The 18,314-nt window shown below is 61.2% G+C and carries 13 protein-coding genes and 3 tRNA genes; 4 read left to right on the top strand and 12 right to left on the bottom strand.

Features of this window, described 5'->3' with window-relative positions; translation table 11 throughout:
- Position 1: 1 nt before the first annotated feature.
- Positions 2 to 1,627 carry an ABC transporter ATP-binding protein gene (locus tag PVA39_RS07085; protein WP_274123490.1) on the top strand — a complete coding sequence of 542 codons (1,626 nt, stop codon included), beginning with the start codon at positions 2 to 4 and terminating at the stop codon, positions 1,625 to 1,627.
- Positions 1,628 to 1,730: 103 nt separating this feature from the next.
- On the opposite strand, the gene PVA39_RS07080 is transcribed toward PVA39_RS07085, so the two are convergent.
- From PVA39_RS07080 to PVA39_RS07040, 9 genes are all read right to left on the bottom strand, one after another.
- Positions 1,731 to 3,590: a SurA N-terminal domain-containing protein gene (locus PVA39_RS07080; RefSeq protein WP_274123489.1), complete on the bottom strand. Its 1,860-nt coding sequence runs from the start codon at positions 3,588 to 3,590 to the stop codon at positions 1,731 to 1,733.
- Positions 3,591 to 3,810: 220 nt separating this feature from the next.
- Positions 3,811 to 4,083 (bottom strand): nucleoid-associated protein HU-beta, encoded by a 273-nt coding sequence (hupB, locus tag PVA39_RS07075; RefSeq protein ID WP_003239952.1) that lies wholly within the window; start codon positions 4,081 to 4,083, stop codon positions 3,811 to 3,813.
- Positions 4,084 to 4,218: 135 nt separating this feature from the next.
- Complete coding sequence (gene lon / locus PVA39_RS07070; protein ID WP_013791346.1) at positions 4,219 to 6,615, bottom strand: endopeptidase La; 2,397 nt, start codon at positions 6,613 to 6,615, stop codon at positions 4,219 to 4,221.
- A gap of 150 nt (positions 6,616 to 6,765) precedes the next feature.
- Positions 6,766 to 8,046 (bottom strand): ATP-dependent Clp protease ATP-binding subunit ClpX, encoded by a 1,281-nt coding sequence (gene clpX, locus PVA39_RS07065; protein WP_013791345.1) that lies wholly within the window; start codon positions 8,044 to 8,046, stop codon positions 6,766 to 6,768.
- Between the two features lie 108 nt (positions 8,047 to 8,154).
- Positions 8,155 to 8,796: an ATP-dependent Clp endopeptidase proteolytic subunit ClpP gene (gene clpP, locus PVA39_RS07060; RefSeq protein WP_027905321.1), complete on the bottom strand. Its 642-nt coding sequence runs from the start codon at positions 8,794 to 8,796 to the stop codon at positions 8,155 to 8,157.
- A 94-nt stretch (positions 8,797 to 8,890) separates the two neighbouring features.
- Positions 8,891 to 10,201 (bottom strand): trigger factor, encoded by a 1,311-nt coding sequence (gene tig / locus PVA39_RS07055; RefSeq protein ID WP_274123487.1) that lies wholly within the window; start codon positions 10,199 to 10,201, stop codon positions 8,891 to 8,893.
- Positions 10,202 to 10,326: 125 nt separating this feature from the next.
- Positions 10,327 to 10,411, bottom strand: a tRNA-Leu gene (locus PVA39_RS07050).
- A 61-nt stretch (positions 10,412 to 10,472) separates the two neighbouring features.
- Positions 10,473 to 10,548 (bottom strand) — tRNA-His (locus PVA39_RS07045).
- A 38-nt stretch (positions 10,549 to 10,586) separates the two neighbouring features.
- Positions 10,587 to 10,663 (bottom strand) — tRNA-Arg (locus tag PVA39_RS07040).
- Positions 10,664 to 10,930: 267 nt separating this feature from the next.
- On the opposite strand from PVA39_RS07040, the gene folD reads away from it, so the two are divergent.
- Complete coding sequence (folD, locus tag PVA39_RS07035) at positions 10,931 to 11,785, top strand: bifunctional methylenetetrahydrofolate dehydrogenase/methenyltetrahydrofolate cyclohydrolase FolD (RefSeq protein ID WP_274123486.1); 855 nt, start codon at positions 10,931 to 10,933, stop codon at positions 11,783 to 11,785.
- A 47-nt stretch (positions 11,786 to 11,832) separates the two neighbouring features.
- On the opposite strand, the gene PVA39_RS07030 is transcribed toward folD, so the two are convergent.
- The 3 genes from PVA39_RS07030 to PVA39_RS07020 all read right to left on the bottom strand — a co-directional run bounded on the left by PVA39_RS07030 (position 11,833) and on the right by PVA39_RS07020 (position 16,876).
- Positions 11,833 to 13,758, bottom strand: a complete 1,926-nt coding sequence (locus PVA39_RS07030) for a UvrD-helicase domain-containing protein (protein ID WP_274123485.1) — start codon at positions 13,756 to 13,758, stop codon at positions 11,833 to 11,835.
- Between the two features lie 68 nt (positions 13,759 to 13,826).
- Positions 13,827 to 15,212, bottom strand: coding sequence for a cysteine--tRNA ligase (gene cysS / locus PVA39_RS07025; RefSeq protein ID WP_274123483.1), 1,386 nt, complete (start codon positions 15,210 to 15,212; stop codon positions 13,827 to 13,829).
- Positions 15,212 to 16,876 (bottom strand): glutamine--tRNA ligase/YqeY domain fusion protein, encoded by a 1,665-nt coding sequence (locus tag PVA39_RS07020; protein ID WP_274123482.1) that lies wholly within the window; start codon positions 16,874 to 16,876, stop codon positions 15,212 to 15,214. Before PVA39_RS07020 ends, cysS begins: the two co-directional genes overlap by 1 nt.
- Positions 16,877 to 17,058: 182 nt before the next feature.
- Here PVA39_RS07020 and PVA39_RS07015 point away from each other — a divergent pair, with 182 nt between their 5' ends.
- On the top strand, positions 17,059 to 17,553 hold the full coding sequence (locus PVA39_RS07015) for a peptidylprolyl isomerase (protein ID WP_274123481.1): 495 nt from the start codon (positions 17,059 to 17,061) through the stop codon (positions 17,551 to 17,553).
- Positions 17,550 to 18,272 (top strand): UDP-2,3-diacylglucosamine diphosphatase, encoded by a 723-nt coding sequence (gene lpxH, locus PVA39_RS07010; protein ID WP_274123480.1) that lies wholly within the window; start codon positions 17,550 to 17,552, stop codon positions 18,270 to 18,272. The genes PVA39_RS07015 and lpxH overlap by 4 nt, the downstream gene beginning before the upstream one ends.
- The last annotated feature ends 42 nt before the right edge of the window (positions 18,273 to 18,314 follow it).

Genomic DNA, 18,314 nt, shown 5'->3' with positions numbered 1-18,314 from the left:
CATGAGCCACCCTGACAACCTCGTCGAAATCCGCGACCTGTCCGTTGCCTTCGTCAGTGGCGAGCACAGCCGCAGTGTGGTCAAGCACATCAGCTTCGACATCCGCCGCGGCGAAACCCTCGCTTTAGTCGGCGAAAGCGGCTCCGGCAAATCGGTCACTGCCCACTCGATCCTGCGTCTGCTGCCCTACCCGCTGGCCCAGCATCCCAGCGGCAGCATCACCTATGCTGGCCAGGATCTGCTCAAGTTGAACGAGAAGAAGCTGCGCGGCATCCGCGGCAATCGTATCGCCATGGTGTTTCAGGAGCCGATGACCTCGCTCAACCCGTTGCACAGCATCGAAAAGCAGATCAACGAGGTACTCGCCCTGCACAAGGGTCTGCGCGGCAAGGCCGCCACCCAGCGCACCTTGGAGCTGCTCGAGCTGGTTGGCATCCCCGAGCCGCACAAGCGGCTAAAGGCCCTGCCCCACGAGCTGTCGGGCGGGCAACGCCAGCGCGTGATGATCGCCATGGCCCTGGCCAACGAGCCGGAGCTGCTGATCGCCGACGAGCCGACCACCGCGCTGGACGTGACCGTGCAGCTGAAGATTCTCGAACTGCTCAAGGACCTGCAGGCCCGTCTGGGCATGGCCATGCTGATCATCACCCACGATCTGAAGCTGGTACGCCGTATCGCCCAGCGGGTGTGCGTGATGCAGAACGGTGAGCTGGTCGAACAGGCCGATTGCGAAATGCTGTTCACCACGCCGCAGCATCCCTATACCTGCGAGTTGCTGGCGGCCGAGCCGGATGGCGATCCGGTCGCCTGCGAAGAAGCGCAGCCGATACTGGAGGTCGAAGACCTGCGGGTCTGGTTCCCGATCAAGAAGGGTCTGCTGCGCCGGACCGTCGATCACGTCAAGGCCGTGGATGGCATCAACTTCAGCCTGCCACGGGGCCAGACCCTGGGCATCGTCGGCGAAAGCGGCTCGGGCAAATCGACCCTGGGCCTGGCAATCCTGCGCCTGATCGGCAGCCAGGGCGGCATCCGTTTCGGTGAGCACCACCTGGGCGGCCTGTCACAGCGCCAGGTGCGGCCGTTGCGCCGGGAAATGCAGGTGGTGTTCCAAGACCCCTTCGGCAGCCTCAGCCCACGCATGACAGTCGGCATGATCATCGGCGAAGGCCTGCGCATCCACCGTATCGGCAACGAGGCCGAGCAGGAACAGGCGATCATCGATGCACTGCTGGAAGTCGGCCTCGATCCCGAAAGCCGGCACCGCTACCCCCACGAGTTTTCCGGCGGCCAGCGCCAACGCATCGCCATCGCCCGGGCCTTGGTGCTCAAGCCGGCGCTGATCCTGCTCGACGAGCCGACCTCGGCCCTGGACCGCACCGTACAACGTCAAGTTGTCGACCTGTTGCGCTCGCTGCAGGCCAAGTACAACCTCAGCTACCTGTTCATCAGCCATGACCTGGCCGTGGTTCGCGCGATCAGCCATCAACTGATGGTGGTGAAACAGGGCCAGGTCGTCGAGCAAGGCGACGCCAGGCAGGTCTTCGAGGCGCCGCAGCACCCCTACACCCGGCAGCTTCTGGAAGCGGCCTTCATGACCCGCGTCAAACCCGAACCTGCCACACCCTGAACGTGCACTGCAGGTTCAGCGGCTGCCCAGCTGATTCCTGCAAAACCTGCAGATAAACAAAGGCCCCGAAACCGGGGCCTTTGTCATTGCGGCAGATCGGCGCTTAGAAGCGCTCGATATCAGCCTTGCTTTCCAACTGCTTGCGGTACGCGGCGAAGTCTTCCTGGCCACTGCGCGAAGCGAGGAAGCGACGGTACATGGCTTTCTCCTCGTCGCTCAGCGCCTGCTCCGGCTCACTCACGCCCTTGAGGCGGATCACGGCGTAGTCGCCATTGGTCAGGGCAATGCCGCTGAACTCGGACTTCTCGCCGGTCGGCTTGGGCATGCGGAACAGCGCCTGCAGCACGGCCGGATCAACGCCATCCTGATTGCGGGTAGCTGCTTCGACCACCTGCCACTCGGCGCCCTCAGGCTTGGCCTTGCCATCGCGCAGATCGCTGACCAGCTGCTCACCAGCCGCCTTGGCCGCTTCGCTGGCACGGGTCTTGGTCAGCTGGGCACGGATGCTGTCAGCCACCTGATCGAGTTCCAGCTGCTGCGGCTTGCGGTGCTCCTTGACGCGAATGACCACCAGGGTATTTGGGTCGAGTTCAATGGCACTGCTGTTGCTGCCGTCTTCCATCACTTCCTGGCTGAAAGCAGCCTGCAGCACCTGACGATTCGAGGCGATACCCTGACCGCCCTGACGACCGAACGGCTCGCTAGTCTGCACCTTCAGGCCCAGCTCCTGAGCAGGCTGTGCCAGGTCGGAGGATTCAAAGGCAGCATCTTCGAGCTGCTTGGTGGCTTCGACGAAACGCTGTTCGACGCGTTGCGCCTTGAGGTCGGTCTCAAGCTTGGCCTTCATGCTGGCGAAGGTCGGCACTTCAGGCGCCTGCACGCCCAGCAGCTTGATCAGGTGCCAGCCGAACTCGGTGCGCACCGGAGCGGAAACCTCATCCTTCTTCAAGGCATAGAGCGCATCTTCGAAGGCCGGGTCGTAAACGCCCTTGCCGGCGTAACCGAGGTCACCGCCATCACTGGCCGAGCCCGGATCCTGGGAGAACTCCTTGGCCAGTGCGGCAAAGTCTTCGCCCTTCTGCAGACGCTTCTGGATATCCTCGATCTTGGCCTTGGCCTGCTCGTCGCTGACGTCGCCGCCCACTTCGATGAGGATGTGCGCGGCGTCGCGCTGCTCGGCCAGGTTGGCGATCTCGGACTGGTAGGCGGCCTTCATCTCTTCATCGGTAACCGAGACCTGGGAGAAGAATGCATCCTTCTTCAGCTCGACATACTCGATGACCACCTGCTCCGGGCTCATGAACTGAGCCTGTTGCGCGTCATAGTAGGCTTTGACGTCGTCATCGCTGACCTTCACCGCGCCGGCATCGGCCTTGATGGTGCGGGTGGCGAAATCACGGGTCTGCTTTTCCAGGCGTGCGAAAGCGGCCACTTCTTCGTCGGTGACGAAACCGCTGCCAGACAGGCCCGCGCGCAGCTGGCCGATAAGCATTTCCTGCTCGAGCATCTGGCGGAACTGCATACGGGTATAGCCGAGCTGACGGATCACCTGATCGAAACGATCGGCATTGAAGCGACCTTCTACCTGGAACTCAGGCGTCTGCACGATCACCTGATCGAGAGCGGCCTGGGAAAAGGCGAACTTGGAGTCCTTGGCGCCCTGCAACAGCAGTGAGCGCTCGATCAGCCCTTTCAGGGATGCATCGCGCAGCATCCTTTCGTCCAGCATGGCCGGGTCAAAATCCTTGCCCAGTTGCTGCAGCAGCTGACGGCGCTGCATCTCCACAGCCTGGTTGAGCTCGTTCAGGCTGATCTTCTCGCCATTCACCGCGGCGGCGTTCTGGCTGTTGCCCGTGCCGGTGATGATCGCGTCAACACCCGTCAGCGCCATAAGAACGACGATCAGGCCGATGATGGTTTTGGCAATCCAACCCTGTGAATTGTCCCTGATATTTTGCAGCATGCATCCCCCAGAACGGTCACGAACTAAAAGTGGCCGCGCAGCGTGGGTAAAAAATCCGGATAGAAGAAAGGCGCATCCTGGGATGCGCCTTCTCGTAACGTGCGAAGCGGATCGGGATCACAACTCAAACAATCCCCGGCGTGACAGACCTTGTGGTCTTATTGCCGCCCCGCAACCGAGCCGGGGTTAGCCGACCCGGCGGGCAAAGGCCCGAAGACGCTTAGTTGACGGCGTCTTTCAGTGCTTTACCAGCTTTGAAACCTGGGATCTTGGCAGCAGCGATGCTGATCGGCTTGCCAGTCTGCGGGTTGCGGCCAGTGCGAGCAGCGCGCTCTTTGACAGCGAAAGTACCGAAACCAACCAGTACAACGGAATCACCAGCCTTCAGAGCGCCAGTTACGGATTCAATCACTGCGTCCAGCGCACGGCCAGCAACAGCTTTCGGGATATCAGCAGATGCGGCGATGGCATCGATCAGTTCCGACTTGTTCACTCTAAGTCCCCTTAATTTCGGTTTAGGTTGTTTCTTGATTTTAATGGAAGCGAATCGGGTGCTGGATGGCCTGCCGACACGGTAAGAGCCGCTTTATATCAAGGGCTCCAAAAAAGTGTCAAGGAAGGCATCCGGCTAATGCGTGCTGATTCGCTCCTTGGAATCAGACTCGCGTTTTTCATCCTTTGCAACCAACTCCGGAGCCGCGTCTGGCAAGGGCTCCGGCGCGTATTGCAGCGCAATTTGCAGGACCTCGTCAATCCATTTAACCGGTTTAATCTGCAGGTCCTGCTTGATGTTCTCGGGAATTTCCTTGAGATCGCGAACATTCTCCTGGGGAATGATCACGGTTTTGATTCCACCGCGATGCGCCGCCAGCAGTTTTTCCTTCAAGCCACCAATCGCCAGCACCTGACCACGCAAGGTGATTTCCCCGGTCATGGCGACATCCGCGCGCACCGGAATCTGCGTCAGCGCCGACACCAGTGCAGTGCACATGCCCACGCCCGCGCTCGGGCCATCCTTGGGCGTAGCGCCTTCCGGCATGTGGATGTGGATGTCGCGCTTCTCGTAGAAATCCGGCGCCACGCCAAGGCTCTGAGCACGGCTGCGGACTACGGTTTGCGCGGCCGTGATCGATTCGACCATGACATCACCCAGCGAGCCGGTCTTGATCAGATTGCCCTTGCCCGGCACCACAGCGGCCTCGATGGTCAGCAGTTCGCCGCCCACTTGAGTCCAGGCCAGACCGGTCACCTGACCGATCTGGTCCTGTTGCTCGGCAAGCCCGTAACGGTGCTTGCGCACGCCCAGGAAATCCTCGAGCGAGTCGGCGGTAACGACGACATGGAAGCGTTTCTCCTTGGCATGCTTCTTCACCGCACGCCGGCACACCTTGGCGATTTGCCGCTCGAGGCTGCGCACGCCGGCTTCACGCGTGTAGTAACGAATGATGTCACGGATCGCCGCTTCCTCGAATTCCAGCTCGGTTTTCTTCAAACCGTTAGCCTGAATCTGCTTGGGCGCGAGATATTTGGTGGCGATATTGACCTTCTCGTCCTCGGTGTAGCCTGGCAGGCGAATCACTTCCATACGGTCCAGCAGCGCGGCTGGAATGTTCATGGAGTTGGCGGTGCACAGGAACATTACGTCGGACAGATCGTAATCGACTTCCAGATAATGGTCGTTGAAGTTGTGGTTCTGCTCCGGGTCGAGCACCTCGAGCAGCGCCGAGGCCGGATCACCGCGCATGTCCTGACCCATCTTGTCGATTTCATCGAGCAGGAACAGCGGGTTGCGCACGCCGACCTTGGTCATCTTCTGAATCAGGCGGCCTGGCATGGAACCGATGTAGGTACGACGGTGACCGCGGATTTCCGCTTCGTCACGCACGCCGCCGAGCGCCATGCGCACGAACTTGCGATTGGTCGCGCTGGCGATGGACTCAGCCAGCGAGGTCTTGCCCACGCCAGGCGGGCCGACCAAGCAGAGTACCGGGCCCTTGAGCTTCTTCACGCGCTTCTGCACGGCGAGATACTCGAGAATGCGTTCCTTGACCTCTTCGAGGCCGTAGTGATCGGCATCGAGGATGTTCTCGGCGCGTGCCAGGTCCAGGCGTACCTTGCTCTGCGCCTTCCACGGCACGTTCACCAGCCAGTCGATGTAGGAGCGCACCACGGTGGCCTCGGCGGACATCGGCGACATCTGCTTGAGCTTGTTCAGCTCGGCCTGGGCCTTGCCGTAGGCTTCTTTGGTCAGCCCGGCGTTTTCGATGCGGCGCTTGAGCTCGTCGAGCTCGTTGTGGCCTTCCTCGCTGTCGCCCAGCTCCTTCTGAATGGCCTTCATCTGCTCATTCAGGTAGTACTCGCGCTGGCTGCGCTCCATCTGCTTCTTCACGCGACCACGGATGCGCTTCTCGACCTGCAGCAGGTCGATCTCGGCGTCCAGCAACGCCAGTACGTGCTCGACACGAGCCGGCAGGTCGACGATCTCAAGAATTTCCTGCTTCTGCTCGATCTTCAGCACCATATGGGCAGCCATGGTGTCGACCAGGCGGCTGGGCTCATCGATGCTGTTCAGCGAAGACAGCACCTCCGCCGGCACCTTCTTGCCCAACTGAACGTACTGCTCGAACTGGCTGAGCAGGCTGCGGGTGAATACTTCGCTCTCGCGCTCCGGCGCCTCGACTTCGTCGAGCAGTTGTACTTCGGCGGCGCTATAGCCATCAGCTTCGATGAACTGCTCGATCTCGCCACGCTGCTCGCCCTCGACCAGCACCTTGACGGTGCCATCGGGCAACTTGAGCAGCTGCAGCACCGTGGCAACTGTACCGACGCGGTAGAGCCCTTCTTCACTCGGTTCATCGTCAGCAGGATCTTTCTGGGCGAGCAACAGAATCTGCTTTTCGCCATTCATCGCCGCTTCGAGCGCTTCGATGGATTTCTCGCGACCTACGAAAAGCGGGATGACCATGTGCGGATAGACCACGACATCGCGCAAAGGCAGGAGAGGCAATTCGATGGTTGTCTTCATGATTTTGAGCTCTACGGCGGCCTTGCGGCCGTAAACGGTGGGATTACCCTTGGCCCTAAGATGGGGGTAGCCCCACGAAAAAACAAGCGTTGACGTCGCTAAAAGCAAAGGGGCCCGCAGGCCCCTTGCTTACAACATATGACGAACGCGTTACGCGTCTGGCGCGGCCTTGGCAGGCGGCTCGCTGTTTTCGTAGATCAGCAGCGGCTTGGAACTGCCGTCGATCACGCTTTCATCGATGACCACCTTGCTGACGTCCGATTGCGACGGAATGTCGTACATAGTGTCAAGCAGCACGCCCTCGAGAATCGAACGCAGGCCGCGCGCACCGGTCTTGCGCTCCAGCGCTTTCTGGGCCACGGCCTTGAGTGCGTCAGGGCGGAACTCCAGATCCACACCTTCCATCTCGAACAACTTGCCGTACTGCTTGGTCAGCGCGTTCTTCGGCTCGGTGAGGATCTGCACCAGCGCTGCCTCGTCGAGCTCTTCCAGGGTCGCGATAACCGGCAGGCGCCCCACGAACTCTGGAATCAGACCGAACTTGACCAGATCGTCCGGCTCGATTTCACGCAGCGACTCGCCAATCTTCTTCTCGACGTCCTTGGTGCGCACTTCTGCATTGAAACCGATACCGCCCTTGGTCGAACGGCCCTGAATCACCTTCTCGATGCCGGCAAAGGCCCCACCGCAGATGAACAGGATATTGCGGGTATCGACCTGCAGGAATTCCTGCTGCGGATGCTTACGGCCGCCCTGAGGCGGAACCGAGGCAACGGTGCCTTCGATCAGTTTCAGCAGAGCCTGCTGCACGCCCTCGCCCGACACATCACGGGTGATCGACGGGTTGTCGGACTTGCGGGAAATCTTGTCGATCTCGTCGATGTAGACGATGCCCATCTGGGCCTTCTCGACATCGTAATCGCATTTCTGCAACAGCTTCTGGATGATGTTCTCGACGTCTTCACCTACGTAGCCAGCCTCGGTAAGGGTGGTCGCATCGGCGATGGTGAACGGGACGTTGAGCAGGCGCGCCAGGGTTTCAGCCAGCAGCGTCTTGCCCGAACCAGTCGGGCCGAGCAGCAGGATGTTGCTCTTGCCGAGCTCGACGTCATCCTTCTTCTCGCGCTGATTGAGGCGCTTATAGTGGTTGTAGACCGCGACCGCCAGGATCTTCTTGGCGCGTTCCTGCCCGATCACGTACTGATCAAGGATCGCGCTGATTTCCCGGGGAGCCGGCAGCTTGTGCGCGCTGCTCTCGGCCTGGGCTTCCTGCACCTCCTCGCGGATGATGTCGTTGCACAGGTCGACGCACTCGTCGCAGATAAATACCGAGGGGCCAGCAATCAATTTGCGTACTTCGTGCTGGCTTTTGCCGCAGAAGGAGCAATAGAGCAGCTTGCCGTTGTCCTCGCCGTTGCGGGTGTCAGTCATTCGATCAATCCAATACCGTAGGCTTAAAACACAAGATGGAGCCAAACCGGGGCATTTTCAAGCCCGATGCACCGCAGGCCGACTATTGTCGGCCTGCGGCGTCACGCTTCAGCCGATTTGCTCGCGGCGGCTGTGTACCTTGTCGATCAGGCCGTAGTTGACCGCCTCTTCACCGCTCATGAAGCGGTCACGGTCGGTGTCACGGGCGATCACTTCAATCGGCTGGCCGGTGTGGTGGGCCAGCACCTGGTTCAGACGCTCGCGGATGAACAGGATTTCCTTGGCGTGGATCTCAATGTCCGAGGCCTGGCCCTGGAAGCCGCCCAGCGGCTGGTGGATCATCATGCGCGAATGCGGCAGGCAGTAACGCTTGCCCGCGGCGCCGCCAGCCAGCAGCAACGCACCCATGCTGCACGCCTGACCGATACAGGTGGTCGAGACGTCCGGCTTGATGAACTGCATGGTGTCGTAGATCGACATGCCGGCGGTTACCGAACCACCCGGCGAGTTGATGTACAGGTGGATGTCCTTGTCCGGGTTCTCGGCCTCAAGGAACAGCAACTGCGCGGCCACCAGGTTGGCCATGTAGTCTTCGACAGGGCCGATCAGGAAGATCACGCGCTCTTTGAGCAGACGCGAATAAATGTCGTAGGCGCGCTCGCCACGAGCGGACTGCTCGACGACCATAGGAACCAGACCGCCAGCGGCCTGGATATCGGACATTTGCTGCATGAAAGGATTGTGCGACATTTCCAGCATTCGCTCCCTAATAAAAGTCATGTCTCGAATACACATAAGCCAGCGCTGAGGCTGGCTTATGGTGTTCTCGAACGAGGCGAAGAAATCAGGCGGCTTGTGGAGCTTCTGCCGGCTTGACTGCTTCTTCGTAAGAGACCGATTTGTCAGTCACATTGGCCTTCTGCAAAACAGTATCTACAACTTGCTCTTCCAGTACAACCGAACGGACTTCGTTCAGTTGCTGGTCGTTCTTGTAGTACCACGCTACTACCTGCTCAGGCTCTTGGTAAGCCGAGGCCATTTCCTGGATCAGCTCACGCACGCGAGCGTCATCAGGCTTGAGTTCGAACTGCTTGACCACTTCGGCGACGATCAGGCCGAGGGATACGCGGCGCTTGGCCTGCTCTTCGAACAGCTCGGCCGGCAGTTGATCCGGCTTGATGTTGCCACCGAACTGCTGAACCGCCTGCACGCGCAGGTTGTTCACTTCATTGGCGATCAGCGCCTTGGGCACTTCGACCGGGTTGGCGGCCAGCAGACCTTCCATCACCTGGTTCTTGATCTTGGATTTGATGGCCTGACGCAGTTCGCGCTCCATGTTCTTGCGAACTTCGGCGCGGAAACCTTCCAGACCACCTTCCTTGATACCGAACAGGGCGAAGAACTCGTCGTTCAGCTCCGGCAGTTGCGGAGCGGAAACACTGTTGACCTTAACGGTGAACTCGGCGGTTTTGCCAGCCAGGTCGAGGTTCTGGTAGTCCTCGGGGAAGGTCGGGTTGATCACGCGCTCTTCACCGGCCTTGGCACCGATCAGGGCATCTTCGAAACCCGGAATCATGCGGCCGGAGCCCAGTACCAGTTGAGTGCCAGTGGCGGAGCCGCCAGCGAAAGCTTCACCGTCGATCTTGCCGACGAAGTCGATGTTCAGTTGATCGTCTTTCTCGGCAGCACGCTCTACGGCTTCGAAACGGGTGTTCTGCTTGCGCAGGATGTCCAGCATGTTGTCGACGTCGGAATCGGCCACTTCAGCCTGCTGACGCTCGATGGCGATGCCTTCCAGGCCGCTGACCTTGATTTCCGGGAACACTTCGAAAGTCGCAACGAACTCCAGGTCCTTGCCCTTCTCCAGCACTTTCGGCTCGACCGAAGGCTGACCAGCAGGTGCGAGTTTCTGTTCGGCAACCGCTTCATAGAAGGAAGACTGGATGACGTCGCCCACCGCTTCCTGGCGCGCATCGGCCTCGAAACGCTGACGGATCACGCTCATCGGCACCTTGCCAGGACGGAAGCCAGGGATCTTGGCTTTCTGGGCAGTCTGCTGCAGACGCTTGTTGACCTGGGTTTCGATGCGCTCGGCCGGCACAGTGATGCTCATGCGGCGCTCGAGAGCGGAAGTGCTTTCAACAGAAACTTGCATGGATATTCCTCGTTGCACAGACGTATGCCGGCCGCTTACCGGCCCCATTCAAGGGCATGCATTCTAGAGGGAGGTGTTGCAGAAGTCACCCTAGATGCAGGTGGCAAACGGGAGGGGCTAAAAGATGGTGCGGACGGAGAGACTCGAACTCTCACGCCTTGCGGCGCTGGAACCTAAATCCAGTGTGTCTACCAATTCCACCACGTCCGCGTGGTAATACATTTTCCAAACAAAAACGCCAGGCTTTTTAGGGCCTGGCGCTTTCAGAATATGGGGTGGACGAAGGGGATCGAACCCTCGACACCAGGAGCCACAATCCTGTGCTCTACCAACTGAGCTACGCCCACCATATTGCTTTACTGCTTACTTGTGCCGACACACCTAGTGGCGCACCCGGCAGGACTCGAACCTGCGACCATCCGCTTAGAAGGCGGATGCTCTATCCAGCTGAGCTACGGGCACTTATCCATCCACCAGAGCAGACTTCAAGCTTCGACCAGCGCAACCACTTTCGTCGCTGCTCTTGCCGCCTCACCCTGTGAGGTGCTGTGCTCGCCAAGTGGTGCGCATCTTATAGAGGCACCCTGGAGGCGTCAACACCCAAATCGAAAAAAATTCAGTTAGATAAAGGAGTTACACCAAATCTGCGTTCTGCTGCCTTTGCCCTTCCTTAATGCCATGCGAGAATGCGCGTCCTTTTTTCTCCCTTTCGATGGTTAACCAAGCGCAATGACCGCACAACTGATAGATGGCAAAGCGATTGCCGCCAATATCCGCCAGCAGATCGCCCAGCGCGTCGCCGAACGACGCGAGCAGGGGCTGCGCGCACCCGGCCTGGCAGTGATCCTGGTCGGCAGCGACCCCGCCTCTCAGGTTTATGTCGCGCACAAGCGCAAGGATTGCGAGGAAGTCGGCTTCATCTCCCGCGCTTATGATCTGAGCGCCGAAACCAGCCAGGACGAATTGCGCGACCTGATCGACTCACTCAACGAAGACGCCAGCATCGACGGCATCCTGCTTCAATTGCCACTGCCGGCCCACCTGGACGCTTCGCTTCTGCTCGAGCGTATTCGCCCGGACAAGGACGTGGACGGCTTCCATCCATACAACATCGGCCGCCTGGCCCAGCGCATGCCACTGCTGCGCCCCTGCACACCCAAGGGCATCATGACCCTGCTGGCCAGCACCGGCCAGGATCTCTATGGCATGCACGCCGTGGTGGTGGGCGCCTCGAATATCGTTGGCCGGCCGATGGCGCTGGAGCTGCTGCTCGGCGGCTGCACCGTGACCATCACCCATCGGTTCACCAAGGACCTGGCCGGCCACGTGGCTCAGGCCGATATCGTCGTAGTCGCGGCGGGCAAGCCGGGGCTGGTCAAGGGCGAATGGGTCAAGGAAGGCGCCATCGTCATCGACGTCGGCATCAACCGCCAGGCCGATGGCAAGCTGATCGGCGACGTGGTCTATGAAACCGCCCTGCCCCGCGCCGGCTGGATCACCCCGGTACCCGGCGGCGTTGGCCCGATGACCCGCGCCTGCCTGCTGGAAAACACCCTGCACGCCGCAGAGCACCTGCACGCCTGACGCTCCACCAACTGCAAGAACGGCGCCCAATTGGCGCCGTTTTCGTTTCAGCTCAGCGTGCGCGTGGCGCCCTGGGGTTTACGTACGAACCACAACACCCGACTGACGCCACGGCTAACGGCCACATAACCCAGGCGCAGACTCTCGTCGGCCATCGCCTGGTCATAGCTGTTGGCGAAGAAACCACAATGGGCGTACAGCGCATTACGCAGTGGATGCGGTGTCGGCGGCAGGCAGTCGTCGACGATAATTGCCACCTCGGCCTGCAAGCCCTTGGCGCGGTGGATGGTGTAGGCATTGACGGGTAGCTTGCGGTCGAGCCCGGCCTGAACGTCTTTCAGGGTGTCGTTGCGGCGCCCCAGCAGCAGCACCGCGGTGCGCTCCTTGGAGCCGATATCGCGCGCATAGTCGCATTGCGCTGCAATGGCCCGCTGCAGCTCACCCATGTCGCGGCCCAGGTCGAACGGCGTCATCAACTTCACCCCATGGCCGCCCGCAGGTGCGTGGCGGATCGGCATGGTCACCTTGTGCTGCTTGAAGGCCACGGCGTCGAGTATGGACTCGGCATCGCGAATCACCGGCTCGATGGAGCGATAGTTGGCTTGCAGCATCAGCACCGCGCTCTTGCCCTTGCCTTTGCTCGGAAAGTGCCGATCGAAGGCCATGAACAGCTCCGGGGAACTGCCCCGCCAACCATAGATCGACTGCCAGTCATCACCGATGGCCATCAGGCTGACAGCCTTGGCCGTGCCAGCCAGGCGCCGGTGCAGTGCCTGCAGCCATTGCACAATCTGCGGCGAGATGTCCTGGAACTCATCGATCAGCAGATGGGAGAAGCCCTGCAGCGCATCCGCACTCAAACGCCCATCAGCCTCATCGAGCATGTGCGTCAGCTGCTGGAAGGCGCCATTGAAGGTCATCAGCCCCTGCTGGCTCAGTTGCCCACCAAAGGCCTTCCAGAATGCCTGCAACGCCAGGAGAAAGGTTCGCTCGGCTGGCGAGCAGGCCAGCGCGGCTTCCGTCATCCGCTCGATGGGAATGCCGATGCTCTCGATGAAACCGGCCTGGGCGTAGAACACCTCGAACAGCGGCGCGGCATGCAGCTCACCCGCCAGCCGGAACGTCTCCATGGGCGCCTTCGGCAAGGCCTTTTGCGGATCGGGCAGTGGGGAGCCGAGCAGCTCGTGAACCCAGCCGCGGAAAGCCGGGTCATCGGCATAGCAGGCCTGATAAGCATCCTTGAGCAGGCGTGTTTGTGCAGACCCCAGACGCCCTCCCCCCAATGGGTTGTCCGGCTCGCTCGCCGACGCGCGTTTATCACCCAACTGCTCGAACCAGGCAGGATTGCCCAGAACCTGGCGCGCCAGCACGCCCATCGCGGAGTGAAAGGTACGGACGCACGGGCCGACATCCGCCGAGAACTGCCAGAAACCAAGCACGCTCGCCAGTCGTTCACGCAGCTCGGCGCAGGAGGCGTTGGTAAAGGAAATCACCGTCAATCGCTCAGGCTCGACGTTCAGGTGACAGAGCATGAACACCACGCGCAGCACCAGAGTAGTCGACTTACCTGAGCCCGCCCCTGCGAAGATGCGCGTTAGCGGCTGGCGACAGAGAATCATCGCCCACTGCTCGTCGGAAGGCGCGCCGATAACGCCAGCCGCCACGGCCCGCGCCACGGTCTCGCGCATCGCCTGCTCCTGGGCTGCGGTTACCTTGATCGCCGCTGACGAGTAGATGCCGGCGCTAGCGCGCCCTACCGGCTTTTTTGTTGCCGGTTCTCCCTTGGCTTTGTCAGCGCTCACCCGCTTGGCACCGCGCTTTGTTGCTGCGCTCTTCTTCTGCGCCAGCGGTTTCTTCGCCGCGACCTTTGCGCGCTCGGCAGCAGCCTGCTTCTCGGCTTCGAGGTAGGCGGCGGTACGCGGGAAGTAGCGAGTCAGGGCACTGGAGAGCAACAGTTTGTAGCGGGTCAGCATGGGGTTTCCGGGATGAATGTCTGGAAATGAAAAGGCCGCGTTAGCGGCCTTTTGGGTGCAGCGGGCAATTACTCGGCGAGGCGCCAGGTGGTGCCGCCCTTGCCATCTTCGAGTACCACGCCGAGCGCAGCGATCTTGTCACGGATGCGGTCACTTTCCGCCCAGTTCTTGTCGGCACGGGCCTGCAGGCGCGCGGCGATCAGCGCCTCGACCTCGGCGGCATCGACCTTGCCGGCAGCACCCGCCTGAAGGAAGGCTTCCGGCTCGAGTTGCAGCACGCCGAGCACACCGGCCAACTGCTTGAGCTGAGCCGCCAAACCGGCAGCCGCCTGCACATCCGACTCGCGCAGGCGATTGGTCTCGCGAATCATCTCGAACAGCACGGCGCAGGCTTCGGGCGAGTTGAAGTCGTCGTCCATTGCCGCGGCAAAACGCTCGACGAACGCCTCGCCACCGGCAGCTTCGGCACTCGGCAACCCCTTCAAACCGTTGTAGAAGCGCTCCAGAGCGCCCTTGGCTTCCCGCAGGCTCTCTTCCGAGTAGTTGATCGGGCTGCGGTAATGGCTGGACACCAGCAGGTAGCGCACCACTTCGGGGTGATACTTCTCCAGCACCTCGCGGATGGTGAAGAAGTTGCCCAGGCTCTTGGACATCTTCTCGCCGTCCACGCGCACCGCGCCGGCATGCATCCATGCGTTGGCGTACTGCTTGCCGGTGGCCGCCTCGCTCTGGGCGATTTCGTTCTCGTGATGCGGGAACACCAGGTCCGGGCCACCGCCGTGGATGTCGAAGGTCTCGCCCAGGCAGCAGGTGGACATCACCGAACACTCGATATGCCAGCCCGGGCGGCCTTTGCCCCAGGGTGACTCCCAGCTTGGTTCACCTGGCTTGGCGCCCTTCCACAGCACGAAGTCCAGCGGGTCCTGCTTGATCTCGTCGACCTCGATGCGTGCACCGATCTTCAGGTCTTCGATCTTCTTGCGCGACAGCTTGCCGTAGCCGACGAACTTGCCGACGCGGTAGTACACGTCGCCATTGCCGGGGGCGTAGGCATAGCCCTTGTCGATCAGGGTCTGGATCATCTGGTGCATACCGGCGATATGGCCTGTGGCACGCGGCTCGAGATCCGGGCGCAGCACGCTCAGCCGCGCTTCGTCTTCATGCATCGCGGCGATCATGCGTTCGACCAGCGCCTCGAACGGCTCACCGTTTTCATTGGCGCGCTTGATGATCTTGTCGTCGATGTCGGTGATATTGCGCACGTAGGTCACGTCATAGCCGCGATGACGCAGCCAGCGGGTGACCACGTCGAAGGCCACCATCACCCGGGCATGGCCGATGTGGCAGAAGTCGTACACGGTCATGCCGCACACGTACATGCGCACCTGGTTACCGATCAGCGGCTTGAGCGGTTCCTTGACCTTGCTCAGGGTGTTGTAGATGGAAAGCGCCATTATTGACCCCAGGAGTCACGCAGGGTGACGGTGCGGTTGAACACCAATGCGTCCGGTTTGGAGTCCTTGTCGAGGCAGAAGTAGCCTTCGCGCTCGAACTGGAAGCGGTCGTCGGCGCCGGCCTGGGCCAGCGACGGCTCGGCACGGCAGCCGGTGAGCACCACCAGGGATTCGGGGTTGATGTTGTCGAGGAAGCTGCCACCCTCTTCGGCCTTCTCCGGGTTGGCCGAGCGGAACAGGCGATCGTACAGGCGCACTTCGCACTCGACGCTCTCGGCCGCGGGCACCCAGTGGATCACGCCCTTGACCTTGCGGCCTTCGGGGTTCTTGCCCAGGGTGTTCTCGTCATAGGAGCAGCGCAGCTCGATGATATTGCCGGCGGCGTCCTTGATGGCTTCGTCGGCGCGAATCACGTAGCTGCCGCGCAGGCGCGCTTCACCACCGGGGATCAGGCGCTTGAAGCCGTCCGGCGGCGTTTCTTCGAAATCGCCGGCGTCGATATAGATCTCACGCGAGAACGGCAGCACGCGGGTGCCGATGTCCTGCTTGGGATGGCGCGCGAGCTCCAGGTTCTCGACCTGGCCTTCGGGGTAATTGGTGATCACCACCTTGAGCGGTTTTAGCACGCACATGGCGCGCGAGGCGTTGGCGTCCAGGTCTTCGCGAATGGCGAATTCCAGCATGCCGATATCCACCAGGCCACCGGCGCGATTGACGCCGATCATGTCGCAGAAGGTGCGAATCGAGGCTGGCGTGTAACCACGGCGGCGGTAGCCCGAGAGCGTCGACATGCGCGGGTCATCCCAGCCGTTGACGTGCTTCTCGTCGACCAGCTGCTTGAGCTTGCGCTTGCTGGTGATGGTGTAGTTCAAATTGAGGCGGGCGAATTCGTACTGACGTGGCTGCGCCGGCACCGGCAGATTGGCCAGGAACCATTCGTACAGCGGGCGGTGATCTTCGAATTCCAGGGTGCAGATCGAGTGAGTCACGCCTTCGATGGCATCGGACTGGCCATGGGTGAAGTCGTAGCTTGGGTAGATGCACCACTTGTCGCCGGTCTGGTGGTGATGGGCGTGGCGGATGCGGTAGAGGATCGGGTCGCGCAGGTTCATGTTGCGCGAGGCCATGTCGATCTTGGCACGCAGCGAGCGGGCGCCGTCCGGGAATTCGCCAGCCCTCATGCGCGCGAACAGGTCGAGGTTCTCCTCGGCACTGCGCTCGCGGTACGGGCTGTTCTTGCCGGGGGTATTCAGGGTGCCGCGGTATTCGCGCGCTTCGTCCGGGGTCAGGTCGTCGACATAGGCCTTGCCGGCCTTGATCAGCTCGACGGCCCAGTCGTGCAACTGGTGGAAGTAGTTGGACGCGTAGCGCTCCTCGCCGGCCCACTTGAAGCCCAGCCACTGGACATCGGCCTTGATGGCATCGATGTATTCCTGATCTTCCTTGGCCGGGTTGGTGTCGTCGAAACGCAGGTTGCACTCGCCACCGAATTCCTGAGCCAGGCCGAAGTTCAGGCAGATCGACTTGGCGTGACCGATGTGCAGGTAGCCGTTGGGCTCCGGCGGGAAACGGGTGATGATCTTGGCGTGCTTGCCAGCGTCCAGGTCGGCCTGAACGATGGGCAGCAGGAAGTTGGCAGCTTTTTCGACGGTGGGCTTGCTCATGGTGTCCTTAGCGCGTGCGGATTGCGGCACAGGGTAGGCCGACTAAAACAAAGCGCTTATCATAGCCCAAGCTGTCAACCCCCTGACAGGCCTAGGTGCCTGCTCCTGACTTTCGGCCGACATTAACTGTCAGTACCGAACCGGGAGTAGCCCGGGATTTTCTCGACAGAGCGATTAAGCACATGATCAAGCTGCACACCAATCACGGCGTCATCACCCTCAAGCTGTTCGACGACAAGGCGCCGGAAACCGTCGCCAACTTCAAGGAATACGTGAAGAGCGGCCATTACGACGGCACCGTGTTCCACCGCGTGATCGGCAACTTCATGATCCAGGGCGGCGGTTTCGAGCCAGGCATGAAGCAGAAGCCGACCCGCGCGCCGATCAAGAACGAAGCCAACAATGGCCTCTCCAACAAGACCGGCACCGTGGCCATGGCCCGCACCATGGAGCCGCACTCCGCCTCCGCGCAGTTCTTCATCAACGTTGCCGACAACACCTTCCTCGACCACAGCGCGCAGACCGTGCAGGGCTGGGGTTACGCAGTGTTCGGTGAAGTGGTCGAAGGCCTGGACGTGGTCGAAGCCATCAAGGGCGTCTCCACCACCATGAAGTCCGGCCACCAGGACGTACCAGCCGAAGACGTGATCATCGAGAAGGCCGAGATCGTCGAGTGATCCTGCTGATCTCCGACCTGCATCTTGAAGAGGAGCGCCCGGACATCACCCGGGCGTTCTTGCATTTTCTCGACACCCGGGCGCGCCAAGCCGAGGCGCTGTACATCCTCGGTGATTTTTTCGAAGTGTGGATTGGCGACGATGCCATGACGCCGTTCCAGCGAGGAATCGCCGAGGCTCTGCGGCGCCTGAGCGACAGCGGCACGCGCGTCTACCTGATGCACGGTAATCGCGATTTTCTGCTCGGCAAGGCGTTCTGCCGCGAGGCGGGCTGCACCCTGCTCGGCGATCCCCACATGGTGACCCTGGATGGCGAAAAGGTCCTGCTGATGCATGGCGACAGCCTGTGCACCCTGGATGTGGGCTACCAGAAGATGCGCCGCCTGCTACGCAACCCGCTGAGCCTGTTCATCCTGCGCAATCTGCCGCTCACCACCCGCCACAAGCTGGCGCGCAAACTGCGTTCGGAAAGCCGCTCGCAGACACGCATGAAGGCCAGCGACATCGTCGACGTCACGCCCGAGGAAGTGCAGCGGGTGATGGCGCAATACGGTGTGCAGACGCTGATCCACGGCCATACCCACCGCCCTGCCGTGCATGAGCTACAGGTCGATGGTCAGCCGGCCAGGCGCATCGTGCTCGGCGACTGGGACAAGCAGGGCTGGGCGCTGCAGATCGACGAGAACGGCTTCAATCAGCGCCCTTTCGCTCTGGACTGAACACCGGGCCGCCCGGCGCCGGTAACGCCCCCGCGACGAACC

It is taken from the genome of Pseudomonas sp. CNPSo 3701 (assembly GCF_028674975.1).
Lineage (GTDB): Bacteria > Pseudomonadota > Gammaproteobacteria > Pseudomonadales > Pseudomonadaceae > Aquipseudomonas > Aquipseudomonas straminea.
The sequence above is the reverse complement of the archived record's forward strand: the minus strand, read 5'-3'. Positions and strand labels throughout refer to the sequence as shown.

Excerpts from the sequence above, each read along its gene's own strand:
- PVA39_RS07085 (WP_274123490.1), top strand. The coding sequence starts at position 2 with ATGAGCCACCCTGACAACCTCGTCGAAATCCGCGACCTGTCCGTTGCC.
- PVA39_RS07080 (WP_274123489.1), bottom strand. The coding sequence starts at position 3,590 with ATGCTGCAAAATATCAGGGACAATTCACAGGGTTGGATTGCCAAAACC.
- lon (WP_013791346.1), bottom strand. The coding sequence starts at position 6,615 with ATGAAGACAACCATCGAATTGCCTCTCCTGCCTTTGCGCGATGTCGTG.
- clpX (WP_013791345.1), bottom strand. The coding sequence starts at position 8,046 with ATGACTGACACCCGCAACGGCGAGGACAACGGCAAGCTGCTCTATTGC.
- clpP (WP_027905321.1), bottom strand. The coding sequence starts at position 8,796 with ATGTCGCACAATCCTTTCATGCAGCAAATGTCCGATATCCAGGCCGCT.
- tig (WP_274123487.1), bottom strand. The coding sequence starts at position 10,201 with ATGCAAGTTTCTGTTGAAAGCACTTCCGCTCTCGAGCGCCGCATGAGC.
- folD (WP_274123486.1), top strand. The coding sequence starts at position 10,931 with ATGACCGCACAACTGATAGATGGCAAAGCGATTGCCGCCAATATCCGC.
- PVA39_RS07030 (WP_274123485.1), bottom strand. The coding sequence starts at position 13,758 with ATGCTGACCCGCTACAAACTGTTGCTCTCCAGTGCCCTGACTCGCTAC.
- cysS (WP_274123483.1), bottom strand. The coding sequence starts at position 15,212 with ATGGCGCTTTCCATCTACAACACCCTGAGCAAGGTCAAGGAACCGCTC.
- PVA39_RS07020 (WP_274123482.1), bottom strand. The coding sequence starts at position 16,876 with ATGAGCAAGCCCACCGTCGAAAAAGCTGCCAACTTCCTGCTGCCCATC.
- PVA39_RS07015 (WP_274123481.1), top strand. The coding sequence starts at position 17,059 with ATGATCAAGCTGCACACCAATCACGGCGTCATCACCCTCAAGCTGTTC.